15 protein-coding genes are annotated in these 20847 nt (G+C 33.4%); 2 read left to right on the forward strand and 13 right to left on the reverse strand.

The window, feature by feature from the left end:
- Nucleotides 1-54 precede the first annotated feature (54 nt).
- Complete coding sequence (locus tag C3E90_RS06070; protein ID WP_236914768.1) at nt 55-1527, forward strand: amidase family protein; 1473 nt, start codon at nt 55-57, stop codon at nt 1525-1527.
- Nucleotides 1528-1625: 98 nt separating this feature from the next.
- On the opposite strand, the gene C3E90_RS06075 is transcribed toward C3E90_RS06070, so the two are convergent.
- The 12 genes from C3E90_RS06075 to uvrB form a co-directional block, all read right to left on the reverse strand.
- Nucleotides 1626-2813: a CaiB/BaiF CoA transferase family protein gene (locus tag C3E90_RS06075; RefSeq protein ID WP_236914769.1), complete on the reverse strand. Its 1188-nt coding sequence runs from the start codon at nt 2811-2813 to the stop codon at nt 1626-1628.
- 18 nt (nt 2814-2831) lie between these two features.
- The gene (locus tag C3E90_RS06080) at nt 2832-3632 is read right to left on the reverse strand and encodes a cyclase family protein (protein ID WP_236914770.1); all 801 of its coding nucleotides are present in this window, start codon (nt 3630-3632) and stop codon (nt 2832-2834) included.
- A 49-nt stretch (nt 3633-3681) separates the two neighbouring features.
- Nucleotides 3682-4944: a DUF1116 domain-containing protein gene (locus tag C3E90_RS06085; protein WP_236914771.1), complete on the reverse strand. Its 1263-nt coding sequence runs from the start codon at nt 4942-4944 to the stop codon at nt 3682-3684.
- Between the two features lie 28 nt (nt 4945-4972).
- A complete protein-coding gene (locus tag C3E90_RS06090) occupies nt 4973-5143 on the reverse strand; it encodes a fdrA domain protein (RefSeq protein ID WP_236914772.1) in 171 nt (56 codons plus the stop codon).
- Nucleotides 5144-5158: 15 nt separating this feature from the next.
- Nucleotides 5159-6718 (reverse strand): acyl-CoA synthetase FdrA, encoded by a 1560-nt coding sequence (fdrA, locus tag C3E90_RS06095; protein WP_236914773.1) that lies wholly within the window; start codon nt 6716-6718, stop codon nt 5159-5161.
- On the reverse strand, nt 6711-7667 hold the full coding sequence (locus C3E90_RS06100; RefSeq protein ID WP_236914774.1) for a DUF2877 domain-containing protein: 957 nt from the start codon (nt 7665-7667) through the stop codon (nt 6711-6713). Before C3E90_RS06100 ends, fdrA begins: the two co-directional genes overlap by 8 nt.
- Before the next feature lie 145 nt (nt 7668-7812).
- A complete protein-coding gene (locus C3E90_RS06105; RefSeq protein ID WP_236914775.1) occupies nt 7813-9015 on the reverse strand; it encodes a uracil-xanthine permease family protein in 1203 nt (400 codons plus the stop codon).
- A gap of 81 nt (nt 9016-9096) precedes the next feature.
- Entirely contained in the window at nt 9097-11418 is a 2322-nt protein-coding gene (locus tag C3E90_RS06110) for a xanthine dehydrogenase family protein molybdopterin-binding subunit (protein WP_236914776.1), read from the reverse strand.
- Nucleotides 11419-11444: 26 nt separating this feature from the next.
- Nucleotides 11445-11912 carry a (2Fe-2S)-binding protein gene (locus tag C3E90_RS06115; protein WP_236914777.1) on the reverse strand — a complete coding sequence of 156 codons (468 nt, stop codon included), beginning with the start codon at nt 11910-11912 and terminating at the stop codon, nt 11445-11447.
- Nucleotides 11902-12759 carry an FAD binding domain-containing protein gene (locus tag C3E90_RS06120; protein ID WP_236914778.1) on the reverse strand — a complete coding sequence of 286 codons (858 nt, stop codon included), beginning with the start codon at nt 12757-12759 and terminating at the stop codon, nt 11902-11904. The genes C3E90_RS06115 and C3E90_RS06120 overlap by 11 nt, the downstream gene beginning before the upstream one ends.
- A 268-nt stretch (nt 12760-13027) precedes the next feature.
- The gene (uvrA, locus tag C3E90_RS06125) at nt 13028-15868 is read right to left on the reverse strand and encodes an excinuclease ABC subunit UvrA (protein ID WP_236914779.1); all 2841 of its coding nucleotides are present in this window, start codon (nt 15866-15868) and stop codon (nt 13028-13030) included.
- Nucleotides 15869-15930: 62 nt separating this feature from the next.
- Nucleotides 15931-17910, reverse strand: a complete 1980-nt coding sequence (gene uvrB, locus C3E90_RS06130; RefSeq protein WP_236914780.1) for an excinuclease ABC subunit UvrB — start codon at nt 17908-17910, stop codon at nt 15931-15933.
- Between the two features lie 149 nt (nt 17911-18059).
- Between uvrB and C3E90_RS06135 the strand changes: the two genes are divergently transcribed.
- Nucleotides 18060-19646, forward strand: a complete 1587-nt coding sequence (locus C3E90_RS06135) for a DPP IV N-terminal domain-containing protein (protein WP_236914781.1) — start codon at nt 18060-18062, stop codon at nt 19644-19646.
- A 20-nt stretch (nt 19647-19666) separates the two neighbouring features.
- Here C3E90_RS06135 and C3E90_RS06140 read toward each other — a convergent pair whose 3' ends face one another.
- Nucleotides 19667-20830, reverse strand: coding sequence for a PDZ domain-containing protein (locus tag C3E90_RS06140; protein WP_236914782.1), 1164 nt, complete (start codon nt 20828-20830; stop codon nt 19667-19669).
- Nucleotides 20831-20847 lie beyond the last annotated feature (17 nt).

Raw genomic sequence — 20847 nt, forward strand, 5'->3', positions numbered from 1 at the left:
AAAAGGTAGTTTTATGTTCTACCAATTTATTAGGCATTCAAGTAGGTGAATATTGTGAAAAATAATAAAGGATTTTGTTTAAAAGGTGCAACTATTTCATCTGTTCATAATGCAATAAATAACTTGGAAATAAAATGCAGTGATTTAATTGAAATGTATATGGAAAGAATCGAGAAATATGATAGAAATGGACCTAAAATTAATTCCGTCATAACTATTAATCCAAAGGCATTGGAAATAGCTCATGATTTGGATGAAAGGTTTAAGGAATCAGGAATTAAAGGTCCATTACATGGAATACCTGTGTTATTAAAAGATAATGTAAATACAAAGGATATGCCTACAACTGCAGGTTCTATTGCCTTGGAAGGAATAATACCTTCAGAGGATGCCTTTATTACAGAAAAATTGAAAAAGGCAGGGGCAATTATACTTGCCAAAGTAAATTTGCATGAATTTGCAGTATGGGGAGAGACTATTAGCTCTGTCCTAGGCCAAACTTTAAATCCTTATGACCTTACTAGAACCCCAGGAGGTTCTAGCGGTGGTACTTCTGCAGGTATAGCTGCTGATTTTGGCATTATAGGTTTAGGTACGGATACTATTAATTCCATCCGGTCCCCAGCTTCTGCTTGCAGTTTAGTAGGTCTAAGGCCTACTGTGGGTCTTATAAGCAGAGCTGGTATCGTTCCTTATTCTTTGACTCAAGATACTGCTGGTCCTATTATGCGGACAGTAGAAGATACTGCCAAAGTACTAGACATAATTGCTGGATACGACCCTATTGATCCTGCAACAGCTTGGTCTATTGGACATATTCCTAAGTCATATACAAAATATTTGAGGAAAGATGGGTTACAGGGAAAACGAATTGGAATTCTCAATAGTTTTTTCGGTACTAAAAATATCCATAAAGAAGTGAATGCCATTATATTCAATTGCCTAGATGATATAAAGAAAAATGGAGGGATATTAATCCATATTAAAGAATATATTGATGCAGATAAACTTGTTAATGAAGTAAGTGTCCATCTACATGAGTTAAAACCTCATCTAAACCTATACTTAGAAAAACTAGGTTCTAAATCAAAAGTACATTCTCTTAACGATATAATAATATCTGGAAAATATCATAAGGGAATAGAAGAAAATATTAAATACGCTGAAACCCTTGATATCAACTCAGATATATATAATAGACGCTTAATAAAAAGATTTGAAACTCAGAATACAGTTATGGAAATAATGGCCAAATATGATTTGGATGCCATAGCTTATCCTCATCAAAAACGTCCTGTGGTGAAAATTGGTGAGTCACAAGTTGATAGGAATGGTGTTTTAAGCTCTGTTACAGGTTTTCCATCAATTGTAGTACCTGCTGGATTTACTCAGCCTACAGATACTGCACCAATAGGGGTTCCTGTAGGAATTGAGTTTTTAGGCAGAAGATTGAGCGAACCTATATTATTAGAAATTGCATATGCTTTTGAACAAACAACTAAATACCATAAACCACCTGTTTTATAATAATCACCTCTATACCCTCTTGCTATTTGGTAGCTTCTTTTGATAATAAGAGGTTGGTATATCTAATAATTTAAACTTTAGGCAGCAGTGCCTAAAGTTTAAATTATATTTTCCTTTTTTAATTCATTAATTTGTTTTTCATTATAATTTAATAATCCTTTCAGTATTTCAAAAGTGTGCTCTCCTAATACTGGAGATGTTCTTCTTATTTTTCCTGGTGTATGGCTAAGCTTAATAGGTATACCTGGTACTTTTAATTTGCCTGCTACTGGATGGTCAAGCTCTATTATCATATCTCTTGCTATTATTTGAGGATTCTCTAGTACCTTATCAATTGTATTTATTGGACCATTAGGTACCCCTACTCCATCTAATCTATGTTGCCATTCTTCGGTTGTTTTATTTAAAATGGATTCAGAAATTAATGGCCTCAAAATATCATAATTTTCATTTCTAAGGGGATTAGTTTTAAATCTTTCATCCTGGATTAACTCTTCTTTGCCAATTACTTTACAAAACTCCCTCCACAAAGCATCATTCCCTACTGCTACCATAATCTCTCCATCTTTAGTTTTAAATGGTTCAAAAGGCACAATAGATGGATGTCTATTTCCACCTGGTTTAGGTATTTCTCCTGTAACTATATAACGAGCAATGGCGTTTTCAAGAATTGTAACTTGACAATCTAGCATAGCTACATCAACTTTTTGTCCTATTCCCATTTCATACCTAGTGTTTAAAGCTGCTAAAATTCCTATAGCAGTAAATAATCCAGCTGTAATATCTCCTATGGAAGTTCCTACCCTTGTAGGTTTACCATCTTTTTCCCCAGTAATACTCATAATCCCTCCCATAGCCTGAACAACTGCATCATAAGCTGCTCTTTCACTATAAGGCCCAGTATGTCCATACCCTGATGTTGATGCATATATGAGTTTTGGATTGATTTTGGATAAAACTTCATAACCTATACCTAACCTTTCCATAGTTCCAGGTCTATAGTTTTCTACAACTATATCTACCTTTTTTACTAATTCCAAAAATATTTCTTTCCCCTTTTCATCCTTTAAATTTAATGTCATACTCCTTTTATTCCTATTGAGGCTCATAAAATAAGCGCTTTCTCCATTTATATAAGGCCCAAAATGCCTTGCGTCATCTCCTTTTACAGGTATTTCGATTTTTATTATTTCTGCACCTAAATCTGCCAATATCATAGTGGCAAAGGGACCTGCTAATACTCTGGTAAGGTCTAATATTTTTATATTTCCCAATGGCAATCTCATATAAGACCACTCCATCTATTATTCACTATCAAATGCTACTATTCTACAAATAGATGATTCTCCATCTATAAATTTCCATGGGAAACATCCAATAATCATACGTTTATTGAGAACTTTATCTATCTCTCCACCTAAGTTCTCAGCATGAATTATTTCATATGGTTGGGGAAATACTTGGATATGCATAGCTTGATATACATCTGGCCATGGATATATTTCATTTAAACCCTTTCCATATTTTTCTCTCATGTACTTATCTGCTGCTTCTGCTTCTTTTGGTTCCCAATCTCTAATCTTTGTATTCATTGGATGATCTGCAGAACCACAATCAACTCCAATCCATTTAATTTCCATTTCTTTTACCCAATGAACAAATTCCATTGATGGTCCAGGATGTCTTAGCATATACCTTCTTTCATCAGCTTCTGGTTGATCCCATCCATACTTATGATAACCTGTATTGATAATGAGGATATCCCCTTTCTTAACTTCAACTCTATCAATAATATCTTCAGGTGTATAAATACTAAAATCCTCTGCTATATCTGATATATCGACTATAACCCCTGGTCCTACTAGCTTTTCAAGTTCTAAAGATGCTATATCCCTTCCAGCAGTATCAAAATGTAATGGGCCATCTAAATGGGTCCCAACATGGTTAGAAGTTGTAATTAATTGTCCATTAGCACCATGTGGTGATAACCTCTTAAAGAATTTAATCTGTAGTGGCTCATAAGTAGGCCATGGTGGAGTTAAATGACTTAAATTTTGAGTTAAATCATATATTTTCACTTTATTCCAACTTTTTACTAGATTCATGCTCTATTCCCCCTTAATTTAAATACTTTAATAGAAATGAGAGATGTTACTATAGTTCCCCCTCATCTTCCAGTACCTTTACGAATGCCTCTAAAGCATCTTCAAAACATTTTATAGGTGGATGTACCAATCCCGCTCCTATTTGACCTATTCCTGCCTCTTTATGAGCAATTCCCGTATTGATAATGGGAAGAATTCTCGTTTCTACAACCTTGCGTATATCTATACCAGTAGCTGTACCTCTAAAATTAAGGAGAGGTATCTTATATGCATCATTCTCCGTTTCTGTTATTTCATACATGGACCTTGAATAGTTAATAGCATCTTCTGGTGTACCTCCTACAAACTGTACTATAGGAATTGCAGAGGCCATAGCAAATCCTCCTATACCAGATGTTTCCGTTATTACACTATCTCCTATATCTGGATTTGCATCTTCTGTAGAATATCCAGGGAAATATAATCCATCTATTATTTCCGCTGGTGCAGTAAACCATCTATCTCCTAATCCTGCTACTCTAATTCCAAATTCAGTACCATTTCTAGCCATGGTATATACAATTGTGCTATACTTTATGCCTTCCAGTGAATCTAGGGAACATTTGGCTGCTGGCATGGTTAGATTTAAGAAAAAATGATCATTACTATGGATAAATTTTAATACTTCCCATTTATCTTCATTGGAAAATTCCGTATATGCCAAATATGGAGCTAATTCTCTTATTAATAACGAAGTACCAGCTTTGTTCCTATTATGACCTTCATCTCCCATCTGTAAAGCTTGTGCTATCATGGGTTTTAAATCTATCTCTCCTGATAATTTTAATGTGGCTTTTAAAACTGGAGCTAATACCATCTCCATCCACTTAAGCCTATCTATTACCTCTTGGCTATAGGCGCCATAACGTAAAACCTTGCCTAAACCTTCGTTTAAGGTACAGTAAGCATAGTTTCCATAGGTTTTATTCTTAATAATCCAAACTGGCATTGAATACGTTACAACTCCCGCCATTGGTCCTACAGCCCTATGGTGATGACAGGAGTCAAAGATAATCTCTCCTGAGGCAGCTATAGCTATTGCTTCATCCATATTAGAGGCTAATCCTTCATAAATCAACCCTCCTATTACAGCTCCTCTTAATGGTCCACTCATTTTATCCCAAGAAATAGGTGGTCCAGCATGTAATACGGTTTTTTTAGTCATCTTTGGTATATCCTCTCCAGCTTTTCCAATTCCAATAATAGTTGGTTGAGCTTTTAGCAGTTTTTGAATAGCTTCTTCATTAGCTTTTTTAATTTTTTCCCCTATCATTTAGCATTTCCCCCTTAAATAATAAATCCTATCTTAGTTTTGACAAAAGTGAAACCATTTTTTTATTACCACCAGCAATTGGTCTAAAGTTTACATTAACTGTTGGAACACCTTGTTTTTTTAAATCTAGGTAGAAAAACTCTAAACCTATATTAATCACTATTAATTGGCTGTTAAAAAGCTTATTTATCTTTGACATTTTATCCCCCCAAGTCTATTGGTTTTTCTTAAGGATTAAACTTACTAATCTTGCAGCTTGGGCATTTGAAGGCATAACTATTACACCAGCTTCTTCTAATCTTCTTTGTGATTCAACTAAATTTTGAGGGTCTTTTTCTGTACCACAAATTGAACTAACAATACATAGATATTTATCCTTTTGTTTCATTTTATTCCTAGCCTTTTCAATTGCAGGAATCATCTCTCCTATAGGATCTTCATGGGCTCCATATCCTAGGACAAAGTCCATTAACACTACTGCTAATTTTTCATCCTCTGCCTCCCTCATTAAACCTTCAATTCTAGATGAAGGATCTATCATTGGATGGGGTTTTCCAACTGTAAATTCATCTTCTCCAAAATCTATACATGTATGTTCAATACTTTTATATATATCTTCTAATCTATATTCTGGTAAAATTGATATATTTGAATATATGGAACCTAATTCTTTACTGAGAATATTCATGGCTTCCTCAGCTAATGTCCCTCCCTTATATAATCCTCTTAAGTATTTTTGATCTTTATTTAACTTTTCTACTTCTTGGGCTATTATCCTATCTATTTCTTCAGTAGATAAACTAAATCCATCAAAATCCTTAACTTCCTCACCCTTCATAAGGGCTACCGCTTTTCGTGCTGTATCTTCAAGGGATATACCAGCATAGCCTCCATACCTTCCTATTTTCTCTTTATCTCCACCTATAAAATTAATAACTACTGGTTTATTGGAATTTTCAATGGCTTCTAATATTATCTCTGCTATTTCTTCAGAAGGAGGTTTTGAAACCAATACTAGGACTTCCGTACAAGGGTCTTTCATTAATGCCTCAATGCCTTGTAACATCATTAGTCCACCAATCTCCTTATGTAAATCTCTACCTCCAGTACCTATTACTTGAGAAACTCCTCCCCCTAATCTATCTATAAGTACTGTAATTTCTTGAATTCCTGTACCTGAAGCCCCTATTATTCCGATACTTCCTTTATTGACCACATTTGCAAAAGCCAAAGGTATATTATTGATAATTGCAGTTCCGCAATCTGGCCCCATCATCAACAATCCCTTTTCTACTGCCAATTGTTTGAGTTCTTTTTCTTCCTTCAATGAAACATTATCGCTAAAGATCATAATATGTAAATCGTTATTTAAAGCCTTTCTTGCTTCATCGGCTGCATATTCTCCTGCTACAGATATTAATACTAGGTTTGATTCTGGTTCCTGTTCTAAGGCAGAACTTAAAGTAGGTGGCATATACTCTAATCCACTATCCTTTTTCCTTTGGCTCAACAGTTTATCTACTTCCTTCACCACTTTCTCTATTTCAATACCTTCATCTACAAGGGCAGTAATAAAAAAATCATTTGCTCCTATAGATTTAATTTCATCAGTAATTATATTAAGGTTTTGAGCCAATTCCTTATTTAAATCTGTTCCCATTCCTACAAGGACTTCATAGACTCCTTGAATCCTTTTTACCTCTTTTGAAATAAGCATTAGTGTAACAGAATCATAATATGTATTCTCTCTTATTTCGTATATTATCTTAGTCATTAAATCCTCCCCCTAAGATCTCTTTAAGTAAAATACAACTTCCCACATATATCCCTAAAAGTATATCTGTTCCTGATGTTTCTCCAATTCTCATAACTTTATCTATATTTGAATAAAAATAATCTAAACTCGCATTTCCCAGGAAAGAAACCATTAGTTCTCTAATATAATCATTCACCTCTCCCCTGGACGAGTATATAAGCATTTCCTGGCTAATTCGAGTGGTTTTATCTTTTATTTTACTTACAATAGCATTATTGAATCCATAAGCCTTTTCCATAGGATAGTCCAAATAGTAATATGAATAGACTCTCGAAATCATCATTCCTGATAAAAAATCATCCATTGATGGGGTAAGTCCAATTCCAAAACCTACTATATCTTTAGCTTTCTGTGAAATATTATCTATATTATTATAGATATAGCTATCAATAAATTTTATGAATCTATCCTCAATAAATTCTTCCTCTTTTCCCATAATAATCTCATCTTTTAATAATACATCAATACCTAAAATCCTTTTATCTAATGCTTTTATAATAGGAAAAATTCCTTCCTTATTTCCCTTTTTAGATAATATTTCACCCGTTTTATATAGTTTAGCCTTCACCTTTTCCTTGTTCTCTTTATTAAAATTTAAGTTTGGACTTCCATCCCAAATTTTAACTTCATCATGGATTAATATAATATTTAAATCTTCAATTATTGTAAATCTTTGAGAAACTATAATCTTCATCTTTGGTTTGATTCCTAGGTTATTAAAGGATATTATTTGTCCTATTTTTATTGAATTAGGTGCCATAGTTCCATTGGAATTCAAATATGTGATTAATTTGTTCTCATGGTCTAATACATTAAAACTATTATTGAATACAGAATGGACCACGCATTGTAAATCTTCTTCTTGAATTCTCCTATCTAATACTTTACAAATACTGGATTCATTCATGATATCACACCTTCAAAAAGAGTATGTGAAACTCCCTTCTTAGTAAATGTATTTGTTATTAGACTATATACTAAAGAACAAAGTCCCACATACTCATCTCTATACCTATATTGAATAGGTTTTACTAATTAATGCTAATATTACTCTACCTATCGGGCAAAACTTTACTGAGTACTATACCTACTATTGCAGCTAAGGCCATTCCCCCTGGTACAGCATCTCCACCAAGTCCTAGTACCATAACTGCTGCAGCAATTAATAGATTTTTAGATCTATTAAAGTCTACGCTGTTTTCAACAAGGGTTCTTGCTCCAATTGCAGCTATCATACCAAATAGAATTATGGATATTCCTCCTATTACTGAAGTTGGAATAGTACTTATAACTGCTGCAAGTTTTGGTACTCCTCCTAATATAATTGCAAATACTGCTGCTATCCTCATAACTACTGGATCCCATACTCTAGTCAATGCCAATACACCAGTGTTTTCTGAGTAAGTAGTATTAGCAGGACCTCCAAACATTGCTGATATTGAAGTACACAATCCATCTGCAAACATGGTTCTGTGTAACCCTGGTTCTTCTAAGAAATCCCCTTCTACCGTAGCTCCAATTGCAATAATATCTCCTATATGCTCTACTACGGTAACTAAGGCAATTGGTGCTATCATAATAATAGTTTCCCAACTGAACTTGGCTACCTGAAAATTAGGCAATCCTATCCAAGCAGCTTCAGTTATAGGAGTAAAATCTACATTTCCTGTAAACATAGCAACAACATATCCTACTATTAGTCCAGTCATAACGGGTATAATCTGGAAAAACCCTTTGGCATACATGTTCACCAATAAAACCACTATAAATGAAACAATTGCTAAAAACCAATTTTCTGATGCCATACTAATAGCAGTAGGTGCTAACTTAAGTCCAATTACCATTATAATAGGACCAGTTACAATTGGTGGAAAAAAGCTTACTACCTTTTCAACTCCAAAGGCATAGATTAGTAATGATATTACTAGATAAACCAATCCTGCTACTACTAGACCTCCCCCTGCATAAGCAAGACCATCTTCTCCTACCAATGCTGCTACTGCTAATATAGGTGCAATAAATGCAAAAGAAGAACCTAAAAATACGGGTACCTTTTTCTTAGTAATCCAATGGAATATCAAAGTACATACCCCTGCCATAAACAAAGCTACCGAAACATCTAGTCCAGTAAGTATAGGAACCAACACCGTAGCTCCAAACATAGTGAATGTATGTTGCAACCCCAATATCAATCTTTTTACCACTGGAATTTGTCTAGCGTCTTTTATTGGTTCTTGAATATTGACTTCTGACATTTTACCACTCCTTCCTTTTTATTATGAGTAGAATACAATTTTACAGATTAAATACATTTGAAAGTATAACGGTACATTTACTTACTTCCAGTTTTCTCTTTCTTTAATAGCTTTTAATACTCTTTCAGGAGTCAAAGGTATTTGGTTAATTCTTATATCTAAAGCATTGGATAGGGCATTTGCAATTGCAGGGGCTGAAGGAATCATTGCAGGTTCTGCAATACCCCTTGCGCCGAAGGGACCATCATGCTGTGGATTTTCCAAGAAATGCAAAGACATATCAGGCATATCCCTAACTGTAGGTATCTTATAATCCATAAAGGATTTGTTTATGAAAATTCCCTCTTCCAATTTTATTTCTTCTAATAATGCAGAACCTATTCCTTGTACTATGCCACCCTCTATTTGACCCTCAATAAGGGTAGGATTAATAATCTTTCCTACATCCCAACAAGAGGATACTTTTAATACCTTTATCTCCCCTGTCCCTATATCCACTTCTATTTCAACACCATTTGCACCATAAGTCCAAAATACCACTGGTCTATCAGCAAGACCTGTTTCTAAATCAAAGTTTTTAACATTAGCAGGTATGAATGTTCCCCTTCCAATAATTGGTCCATGAATGCCTGAACCATCCTCTAATGTTAAACCCAATGCTAAACTAGCTAGACTCACCTTTTTATCAGGATATTCTGTAGATACTACATATCCATCTTCAAGTATTAAATCCCTTGGGAGTATGCCTAATTTCAAACTTGCTAAACTAATAAGTTGCTCCTTGGCATCTTCACAAGCTTTAATTACTGCATTTCCTGTAGAATATGTTATGCGAGAAGCAACGGTTTGCCATTCATAGGGTGTATGAGCTGTATCCCCTGTAATTATAGTTATCTTTTCTGGAGGTATGGAAAGAATCTCTGCAGCTATTTGGGTTAATGATGTATCAGAACCTTGACCTATATCCTGAGCACTTACCGAAAGATATACAGTACCATCTTCGTTTATTCTAACTACAGCTGAAGAAGCTGCATTATTTGGCATGGATGGTGACTTCATTCCACAAGCTATGCCCTTTGCCCTTATCTTCTTAGAATCTTTAGATACAATTGGGTCTTTGGAATAATCTATATCTTTAACTACCTTATCTAGGCATTCGATCAATGAACATGCCTCATCAACTAAAGCATTTGTGGCAGTCTTTCCTCCAGGTTTTTGTGCATTTATTCTTCGTATATCTACTGAATCCAATCCTATTTCTTTAGCAATCATATCCATATTCTGTTCAATCCCAAAATGAAGCTCACACATTCCAAACCCTCTATAAGGACCACCAACTGGGTTATTAGTATATACCGCATAGGAATCAGTCCAAATATTTGGTACATCATAAGGTCCTACAGCAGCAAATCCAGCAGATTTAGCAATATTTACTCCATATTCGGTGTAAGCTCCCCCATCCCATATAAATTGGTTCTTAATTGCAATTATTCTTCCATCTTTCATAACCCCAGTCTTAAACTTAGAGTACATTGCTTGCCTTACATAGGAATTATTAAATTCATCTTCTCTTGAGTATGTCAATTTAACTGGCCTACCATTTGTTCTCATAGAAAGAGGAATTACTATACCCTCTAAAGTTGTTCCTGCTTTAGAGCCAAAACCTCCTCCTACTGCTGGTGATATAACTCTTAATTTGTTTAAGGGTATATCAAAGGCATCAGATAAAGCAGCTCTAACTGCATAAGGTGATTGACAACTTGCCCAAACTGTTAAACTACCATCTTTATCATATTTGGCTATAGCTACATGATTTTCAATAGGACAGTGTTGTATGTGTGGAACATAGAAATCCTTTTCAAAAATGAAATCAGCTTCCTCAAAAGCCTTATCTACATCTCCTTTTCTGAGTTTAAAATGCTCACTTATATTCGTTCCTGGAATGGTTTGAAAAATAGGAGCATGTCGATAATTCTCTAAATCTGGGTGAATCAATGGAGCATTTAAATTCATAGCTTCTAATGCATTTGTAACTGGAGGAAGCTCTTCATATTCCACTTCAATTAACTTTATTGCTTCTTTTGCTATTTCAATGGTCTCTGCTGCAATGGCTGCAACAGCTTCACCTGCATATCTTACCTTATCCACAGCTAGAAAAGTCCTGTCGGTAAGGTACAGTCCTGCTCTTTTAGAAAAATCTTTGCCTGTTGTTATGGCCTTTACCCCTGGAAATTTTTCAGCCCTACTTATATCTATATTTAAAATCCTAGCATGAGGATATGGGCTTCTTTTAACTGCTGCATATAACATTCCCGGTAATTTAATATCATCAACAAACTTCAAATCTCCTGTGACCTTTTTAATACCATCAACCCTAGCTATCCTTTTCCCAACATATTTCATAATCACCAATACCCCCTTTAAATGGATTATGACTCTTTTTCAACTACACTCATTATAGCTTCTATTATCTTTTTATATCCAGTACATCTACAAAGATTGCCACTTATAGCCTTTTTAACTTCATTTTCGGTAGGGTGAGGATTTTCATTTAGAAGCCCTTTTGCAGCCATTATCATTCCTGGTGTACAATAACCACATTGTAATGCGCCTTTCGATATAAAGGCAATTTGTAGTTGGTCTAATTCAGAACCATTGGACAAACCTTCAATGGTAAATATTTCCCTACCATCTGCCTCTACTGCTAACAAAAGACAAGCATTTACTGGTTTACCATCTAGTAAAATGGTACAGGCACCACATTCACCCTGACCACAACTTTCCTTAGTACCCGTAAGGTCAAAATCATCCCTTAACATTTGTAATAGGGTTTTATTTGGTTCCACATAGTGATTAATTTCTTCATGGTTTAATATAAAATTAATATTATATTTCACAATCCTCACTCCCTAAATCCCTTAGTTTTTCAATACTTCTATTTACCATTATCTTTATCATCTCTGTTCTATATTCTTTAGAAGATCTAACATCATCTATAGGCTTAGCCTCTCTAGCAGCAATATTAGCAATTTCCTCTATAATTTCAGGATTTAATTCTTTTCCTTTAGCAAATCCTTCTGCCATAGGTGCCCTTATAGGGGTTGGAGCAACTGCTCCCATAGCTATTCTTATTTCATCTTCTATTTTTAGTACTGTAGTACAAACTGTAGATAAATCCACTTCCTTTCTTCTTGACCTTTTCATAAAAACACCATAAATATTTTTATGAAGTGGAATTTTAATACCCGTTACAATATCCCCTAATTGTAAACTTGTTTCCCTTACACCTTTAAAGAACTCATGAATGGATATTTCTTTTTCACCCTTAGCCCCATATATTATTAATTTTGCGTCTAATACTAATAATGGTGTAGATGTATCTGCTAAAGGGGACGCATTACAAATATTTCCTACCATTGTAGCTAAATTCCTAACTTGTCCAGAACCTATGGATTCAGCTGCCTCTCTTAGAAAACTATAATGTTTTACTACTGGTTCATATTCAATCATACTAGCTAAATTTACGGTAGCCCCTATAAATAGTCCTTCTTCATCAAATCTCATTGTTTCAAGTTCTTTTATTCCTTTAATATCAACCACTACATCTGGTGTTGTCAATTCATCTCTCATCCTTACCACTAAATCCGTTCCACCATTTAGAATATGTGCATTTTCCCCATTCTCTATTAACAATTCACTAGCTTCTTTCAAAGTAGCTGGTTTAAAATATTCAAAGTATTTCACTCCCTCACCTCCCAGGTAAACAAAGACCCCGTTTCTGTTCAAAGTATGTATGGCATCTCTTTGTACTAATATATATAGCCCTATCAATTATTATGACAATTTATTATTGTAGTAATTTTACATATTTTCTAAAGCATACTTTCTTAGATAGTATAATTTGATATTAATAGCACTATTATAAAAACAAAAATTCCCTCCCCTATCTTAATCCTTCCCTATGAAGGATTGCTGATAGAAAAGAGAATTTTATAACTATCATTAAATTATACTAATTGTTTTCCCCTTGTTTGTAATTAAATACCCTCTTCAAAAATTGTCCCGTATAAGATTCTTCTGCTTCTGCTACTTCTTCAGGGGTTCCAGTGGTTACTACTGTTCCCCCATTGTCCCCTCCTTCTGGTCCTAGGTCTATAATATAGTCAGCAGTTTTTATTACATCTAAATTGTGTTCTATTACTATTACCGTATTACCTCCTTCTACTAATTGATTTAATACCTTAATCAATTTATGGATATCTGCCATATGAAGCCCTGTTGTTGGTTCATCTAATATATAGATGGTTTTACCCGTGCTTCTTTTGCTTAACTCTGTAGCTAACTTAACCCTTTGAGCTTCTCCACCAGATAGTTCCGTAGAAGATTGGCCTAGTTTAATATAGCCTAAACCTACGTCGAATAAGGTCTGTAGTTTCCTATTGATTCTAGGTATGTTTTCAAAGAATTCTAGAGCTTCTTCTACTGTCATATCCAATACATCGGAGATGGTCTTTCCTTTATATTTAACCTGTAAGGTTTCCCTATTGTATCTTTTGCCTTTACATACCTCACAGGGCACATATACATCCGGCAAAAAATGCATTTCTACTTTCAATATCCCATCTCCTTTACAAGCTTCACATCTTCCACCTTTTACATTGAAACTAAATCTACCTTTAGCATACCCTCGCATCTTAGCTTCAGGAGTCATGGCAAATACATCCCTTATATAGTCGAATACTCCTGTATAGGTGGCAGGATTAGATCTAGGAGTTCTACCAATGGGAGATTGATCTATTACTATTACCTTATCTAGATGTTCCAGTCCTTTAATTTCCTTGTGTTTTCCTGGCTTCATCTTTGCTCCATTTAATTTTTGGGCAAGACTTTTATATAGTATTTCATTTACCAAAGTACTCTTCCCAGAACCAGATACTCCTGTTACGCAGGTGAATACCCCAAGGGGAAACTTTACATTTATTTTTTTAAGATTGTTCTCCTCAGCACCAATGACCTCTACCCAATTTCCATTAGGCTTAGTCCTTTTAGCAGGGATTTCAATAGTCTTTTTCCCAGATAGATATTGTCCAGTAATGGATTTTGAATTATCTTTTATTTCATCTATAGTCCCTTCTGCAACTATATATCCTCCATGGACTCCTGCACCAGGTCCAATATCCACTATATAATCCGCACTATACATGGTATCTTCATCATGTTCCACCACTATAAGGGTATTCCCTAGATTCGTTAAATTCCTTAAAGTTTTCAAAAGCATTGCGTTATCCCTTTGGTGTAATCCAATACTTGGTTCGTCTAATACATAGATTACTCCTACAAGGCTTGAACCAATTTGTGTAGCCAACCTAATCCTTTGAGATTCACCTCCAGATAAGGTTCCTGCATTCCTAGATAAAGTAAGATAGTTCAATCCCACATCCCTTAGGAAAGATAATCTTTCCTTTATCTCCTTTAGTACTTGGTGACCGATTAATCTTTGTCTTTCATCAAGCTTTAGATTTTCCACAAAATCTATGGCTTTAGATATAGATAGATGGGTGAACTCTGCTATATTTAATCCACCTACTTTAACTGCTAATACTTCATCCTTCAATCTATTTCCATTGCATTTAGGACAAGGAATTTCCGTCATATAGTCATCTATTCTATTTCTCATATAATCTGAATTGGTTTCCCTATATCTTCTTTCTAAATTGGGGATAACCCCTTCAAAAGTACCTTTATAGTTTCTTAGTCCATTATAATGGCTTTGGAATATAAAACTTATAGCTCTTTTAGTACCATATAATAATTCATCTAAAAACTTTTTAGGTGCCTCCTTTAGAGGGGCGTCCATATCAAAACCATTGTCTTGTGCTAATGTTTTGAATATTTGATAATAATAAGTAGATTCATTAGCGGTATTGAAGGGAGCAATCCCACCTTCATTTATACTTAATTCTGGATTAGGTATAACTAAATCCTTATCTATTTCTTTATGATATCCTATTCCATTACAATTAGGACAAGCTCCAAAAGGCGAGTTAAAGGAAAACATCCTTGGAGATAACTCTTCTATAGCTACGCCACAATCAGGGCAAGCTAGTTTTTGACTGAACATTATCCTTTCCTTATCAATTACATCTACAATGACCAATCCATCTGCTAATTTTAATGCAGTTTCCAATGAATCAGCCAAACGACCTTCTATACCTCCTTTGACTATAATCCTATCTACAACTATTTCAATGTCATGCCTTTTGTTTTTTTCCATATTTATATCGTCAGTTACCTCATGCATTTCTCCATCTACTATTACTCTAATAAAACCCTCTTTTTTAATGTTTTCTAAAATATTTTTATGTTCTCCTTTTTTACCCCTTACTACTGGAGACAATATTTGAATTCTAGTTCTTTCCTCTAACTCCATTATCTTATCTACCATCTGATCTACAGTTTGACTAGTTATCTCCTTACCACATTTATAACAGTAAGGAGTCCCTATTCTAGCATATAGTAACCTTAAATAGTCATATATTTCCGTTACTGTACCAACAGTAGACCTAGGGTTTCTACTGGTGGTTTTCTGGTCAATAGAAATAGAAGGCGATAAACCTTCTATATATTCTACATCGGGTTTTTCCATTTGTCCTAAAAATTGTCGAGCATAGCTAGAAAGACTTTCTACATATCTTCTTTGTCCTTCTGCATAAATGGTATCAAAAGCTAAGGAGGATTTTCCTGAACCACTTAGCCCAGTAATTACTATGAATTTATTTCTAGGTAGTTCTAGGTTAATATTTTTTAGATTGTGTTCTTTAGCTCCTCTAATTATTATTTTGTTGTTTTCCAAATTATATTTCACCTCTTTTTTACAATAGGCAATTCACAGTTCACATTTTTTGCATCAGCAAATCACTGTAGTCCTGCTTCTTGCATTTTCTTAAGTTGGATTATCTTATCTCTTAGTTCTGCTGCTTTTTCGAAATTCAATTCCTCTGCTGATTTTAACATGGATTGTCTTAAATTATCTATCATGACTTCTAACTCTTCCCCTATAAATGTATCCACTATATATTTTTCACCTTCCTCTAAAGCTACAGTAGCTTCTATTACATCCCTTACTCCTTTAATTATAGATTTTGGTGTTATATTGTGGTCTTTATTATATCTATCTTGTATTTCCCTTCTTCGATTAGTTTCTTTTATAGTTCTTTCCATAGACTTAGTTATAGTATCAGCATACATAATAACTTGACCAGATACATTCCTTGCAGCCCTCCCTGTAGTTTGTATCAATGAAGTCTCCGACCTTAAAAATCCTTCCTTATCTGCATCTAATATGGCAACTAGAGAAACCTCTGGTAAATCTAATCCCTCTCTTAATAGATTAATTCCTACCAATACATCGTATTTACCTAATCTTAAATCCCTAATAATCTCCATCCTTTCGATGGTATCAATATCTGAATGAAGGTAAGTCACTTTAATTCCTATTTCCTTAAAATAATCCGTTAAATCTTCTGCCATTTTCTTGGTCAAAGTTGTTACTAAGACCCTTTCCTTCTTCTCTGCTCTAATCCTAATCTCCTTTACTAAATCATCTATTTGATGTTCTGTAGGCCTTACATCTATTTTAGGGTCTAATAAACCCGTTGGCCTAATTATCTGTTCTACTACTTGCTCAGAATGCTCTTTTTCGTAAGTACTTGGCGTGGCTGACACATATATTATCTGATTTATATGATTTTCAAATTCAGTAAATTTTAAAGGTCTGTTGTCCAATGCAGAAGGAAGTCTAAAACCATATTCAACTAAATTGGTTTTCCTTGACTTATCCCCTTCATACATACCCCCTATTTGAGGTATAGTCACATGAGATTCGTCTACTATTATGAGAAAATCTTTGGGAAAATAATCTATTAGAGTATAGGGTTTACTTCCTGGAGCTCTATTACTTAAATGTCTTGAGTAGTTTTCTATTCCTTGACAAAATCCCATTTCCCTTAACATTTCAATATCATACCTAGTTCTCTGCTCTAACCTTTGGGCTTCTAATAATTTATTTTGGGATGCTAATTCTTTTAGCCTTTCTTCTAGTTCTTTTTCTATGCTAACAATGGCTCTATCTATCTTGTCCTGAGATGTAGCATAATGGGAAGCTGGAAAAATGGATATATGTTTTCTAGCACTAATAATCTCCCCAGTAAGATGGTTGACTTCAACTATTCTATCGATTTCATCTCCAAAGAACTCAACTCTAATGGTGTTTTCACTGGATGAGGCAGGAAATATCTCCAATACATCTCCTCTAACTCTAAAGGTTCCTCTAATGAAATTTATATCATTCCTAACAAATTGAATATCGATTAATTTCCGCATTATATCATCTCTATCCTTAACCATACCCGGCCTTAAAGATACTACCAAATTTTCATAATCAATTGGGTCTCCCAACCCATATATACATGATACACTAGCCACTATAATTACATCCCTTCTTTCAAATAAAGCTGCTGTAGCAGAGTGTCTCAATTTATCTATTTCATCATTTATTGAGGCGTCTTTTTCAATATAGGTATCTGTTTGGGGTACATATGCTTCTGGTTGGTAATAATCATAGTAGGACACAAAATATTCTACTGCATTATTGGGGAAAAACTCTTTGAACTCACTTGCTAGCTGATAAGCTAAAGTTTTATTATGGGCAATAACTAGAGTAGGTTTCTGTACCCTCTCGATTATATTAGCCATAGTAAAGGTTTTTCCCGAACCCGTTACTCCTAATAAAGTTTGATGTTTTAAATTTTTCAATATGCCATTAGATAACTTATCTATGGCTTCTGGTTGATCACCAGTAGGTTTAAAGCTAGATTCTATTTTAAATTTGAACATTTATTTCACCTCGTGTTGAACGCTTGTTCGCTTCTATTACATTATTATATTACATTTAAGGTTAAAGTCAAAATGTTTTTATTAAAATTAAAATAATATTGAACAATTGCTACTTATATTATAAACTATTAAGGAAGGAGGAGCTAATTATGAAAAAAATATTACTCAACTTAATTATATTAGCACTAGCCCTTATAGCATTTGGATGCAGCTTCAATGAAGAAAAGCCTTTTTCAGCTATGGAGGAAAATGTAGAAGAAAAATCTCTAAGCTACAAAATTGAAAAAATTGCATTATCTAAAGGTTTCCAATCTACAGAATCCAATGTGGAAATATTAAAGAAAGCAAAAAATTTAAAAATATTAGCAAACATTGGATTAGTAGAAAGTTCTGGTGTCAAAGTAGAAAAAATTACTAAATCTGGTAAAACTATAAACATATATATAGATAGATTGTTAAGTCAAGGAGAAATTCAATTAGCAGTACCTCAAATTATACTAGAAATTCAGGACCCTATTGATGAAAAACTTGAAGAACTTAAATTTAATATCGTAAACCAAAATTATAATCCTATTTCCATAAAATTTAATAAGAATCAAATTTTGGATAAAATCTACACTCAATTCAAAATTGAACCTAGTTCCATACCAGATGTAAAACTAACTAAATTAAGTGAACAAATATTTTGGCACATATCTTTTACTAATATATTTGATAAAGAGAATACAAACTCTCCACTAATCAACTTAAATGTAAAAGTGGACGCATTAACTGGAGAAGTGTTGGATTCAGCAAAAGATGCTATTTCCACCTATATTGATGATGGATACCTACTAGACTATATACCCAATAATTATATACTTTATAAGCGTTACCAGGTGGAAAATGGTATTGAGTTTGAAACCCTATGGACTTACAATATAGAAACTAAACAACGTGGAAAATTATATACTTCAAAGGATAAAATTCAGTCAGCTGCCTTTAGTCCCGATAATCAATATGTTTCTGTAATTGAAATTGATGAAAACAAAAGTGATCTTTATATAATACCAAGGCAAGAAAAAACAGCTTATAAAATAACTCCTAGTACATTTTTACATCCAAAGCTAATGAAATGGAAAGATGATAATACCCTTTATTTTGTTAATATTAAAGATGAATTATCAACAATATTAACCTATGATTTAAAGGAAAATAAATCCAAGGTAGTTTTTGAAATAGATAAAAATATTGAATCCTTTGATGTATTCAATGATAAACTAATATTTGCTGAATCTGGACAGGATTCTTTAAATAATGATATATATTTTTCTGAAAATGGTATTGAACCCCAAAAAATAGGTACAGGTTTTAAAATTAGCTTTTTAGATGATCAAAACATCCTTTATTTGGAAAACATAGAAGAAGAAAATAAAAATATACTCCATCTATATAATGTCAATAATGCTTCTGAAAATAGATTAGATGAAGATATAGCAAATTATTTAAAATTAGATAAAACCAATATAGTTCTTATAGAAAAAAACACACATAATAACGATTATACAATTAATAAGTTTAATACTGAAAAAAAAGTCCTAATACCAATTGCCAAAATAAATAGCTCTAAGATATTTTATGATTCCGATAATGAAAAAGGATATATGAACCTATGCCCTCCTTATAAAGAGGATAATTTAGATATAATCTATTCTGTTGATTTGAAAAAATTAAATGTAGCAAATATTAAAAATTAAAATGAACCCTAGGGTTCATTTTAATTTTTAAAACTAGATTTTCTTCTTATATACCTATTGATTAACTTTCTAATAGGTGTTATTGATTCTTCCACAATAAAAATTTGATCAGGTATATTAGGAACTACAATTATCCCTAAATTGCTAATTTCCTTTTGATAGTTTGTATATTCTTTTATAACCATTCCTTTTTTTATATCAAACACATCTAGCCAGATAAACTTAGGTCTAAAAAAGAGTATATCTTCAATATCTTTTTTTGAATATACTCTATGTCCATTTAAAGATAATATAATATCACCTGGTTTTAATCCTATTTTTTCACCTATACTATTTGGGAAAATATCCAGTACCTTTAATCCATATTCGGTAGATGTAAAGATGTAATCACCTTTTTCTTCTTTTTGTTTACCAATCATAATAATTGCTTCATGCCCTAATGGTGCAAATATTGAAGCTATATAATTGAATATATAATATTTAATAGATAACCTTGATAAAATTAATAGAATAATGCTAAACATGGATAAAATACTGGCTGTTTCCCTTGCCTTTTTTTCTGGAAAATTAGCTAAAGCAAAGTCTCCATAACCTAGTATGGCTATTATAGTAATTGGATAGATATAACCATTGCTAACAAATATAGAAAAAGGAACTGGCCAAAATCTATTCATTGTAAATCCACCTATTATCTCTCCCTGTTTTTCCATAAAAATTGGTATCCTATTTCTTTTTCCATCCAATAGTATCAGAAAGCTTTCCACTAGATGGAGTACCCCTATAACAAATAGTATTTCGGATACATTTATACTAGGCCACCCCAAAATAAGGCTTGCCATGGAAAGAATCCCGCCCGCATAGGAAAAACACATGAATCTAGGATGAATCATAGATAGTAATAGAGCTAATGGTAGAATGAAATAAAAATCCTTTGGATTTATTGAGATATTAAAATATATAAATATAATGCTACCAAAAATTCCACCAATTAGCCCGTATATTGTTGAAACAAGCAAATTATAAAATGGGGATTTTTTGTATTCTCCTAAAATCCCCTTTTCCATTTCCCCTATTTTTCTATATTGGAGATAAATAATCCCACCAACAATCCAAAAAAAAGGAGATTTTAATATGGATAATATATTGTATATAGAATAATATACAATTTGTATTAAAGGATACATCCTTGGCTCTCCTTTAC

It is taken from the genome of Clostridium sp. Cult2 (genome assembly GCF_021655075.1).
GTDB lineage: Bacteria > Bacillota > Clostridia > Tissierellales > Tepidimicrobiaceae > Schnuerera.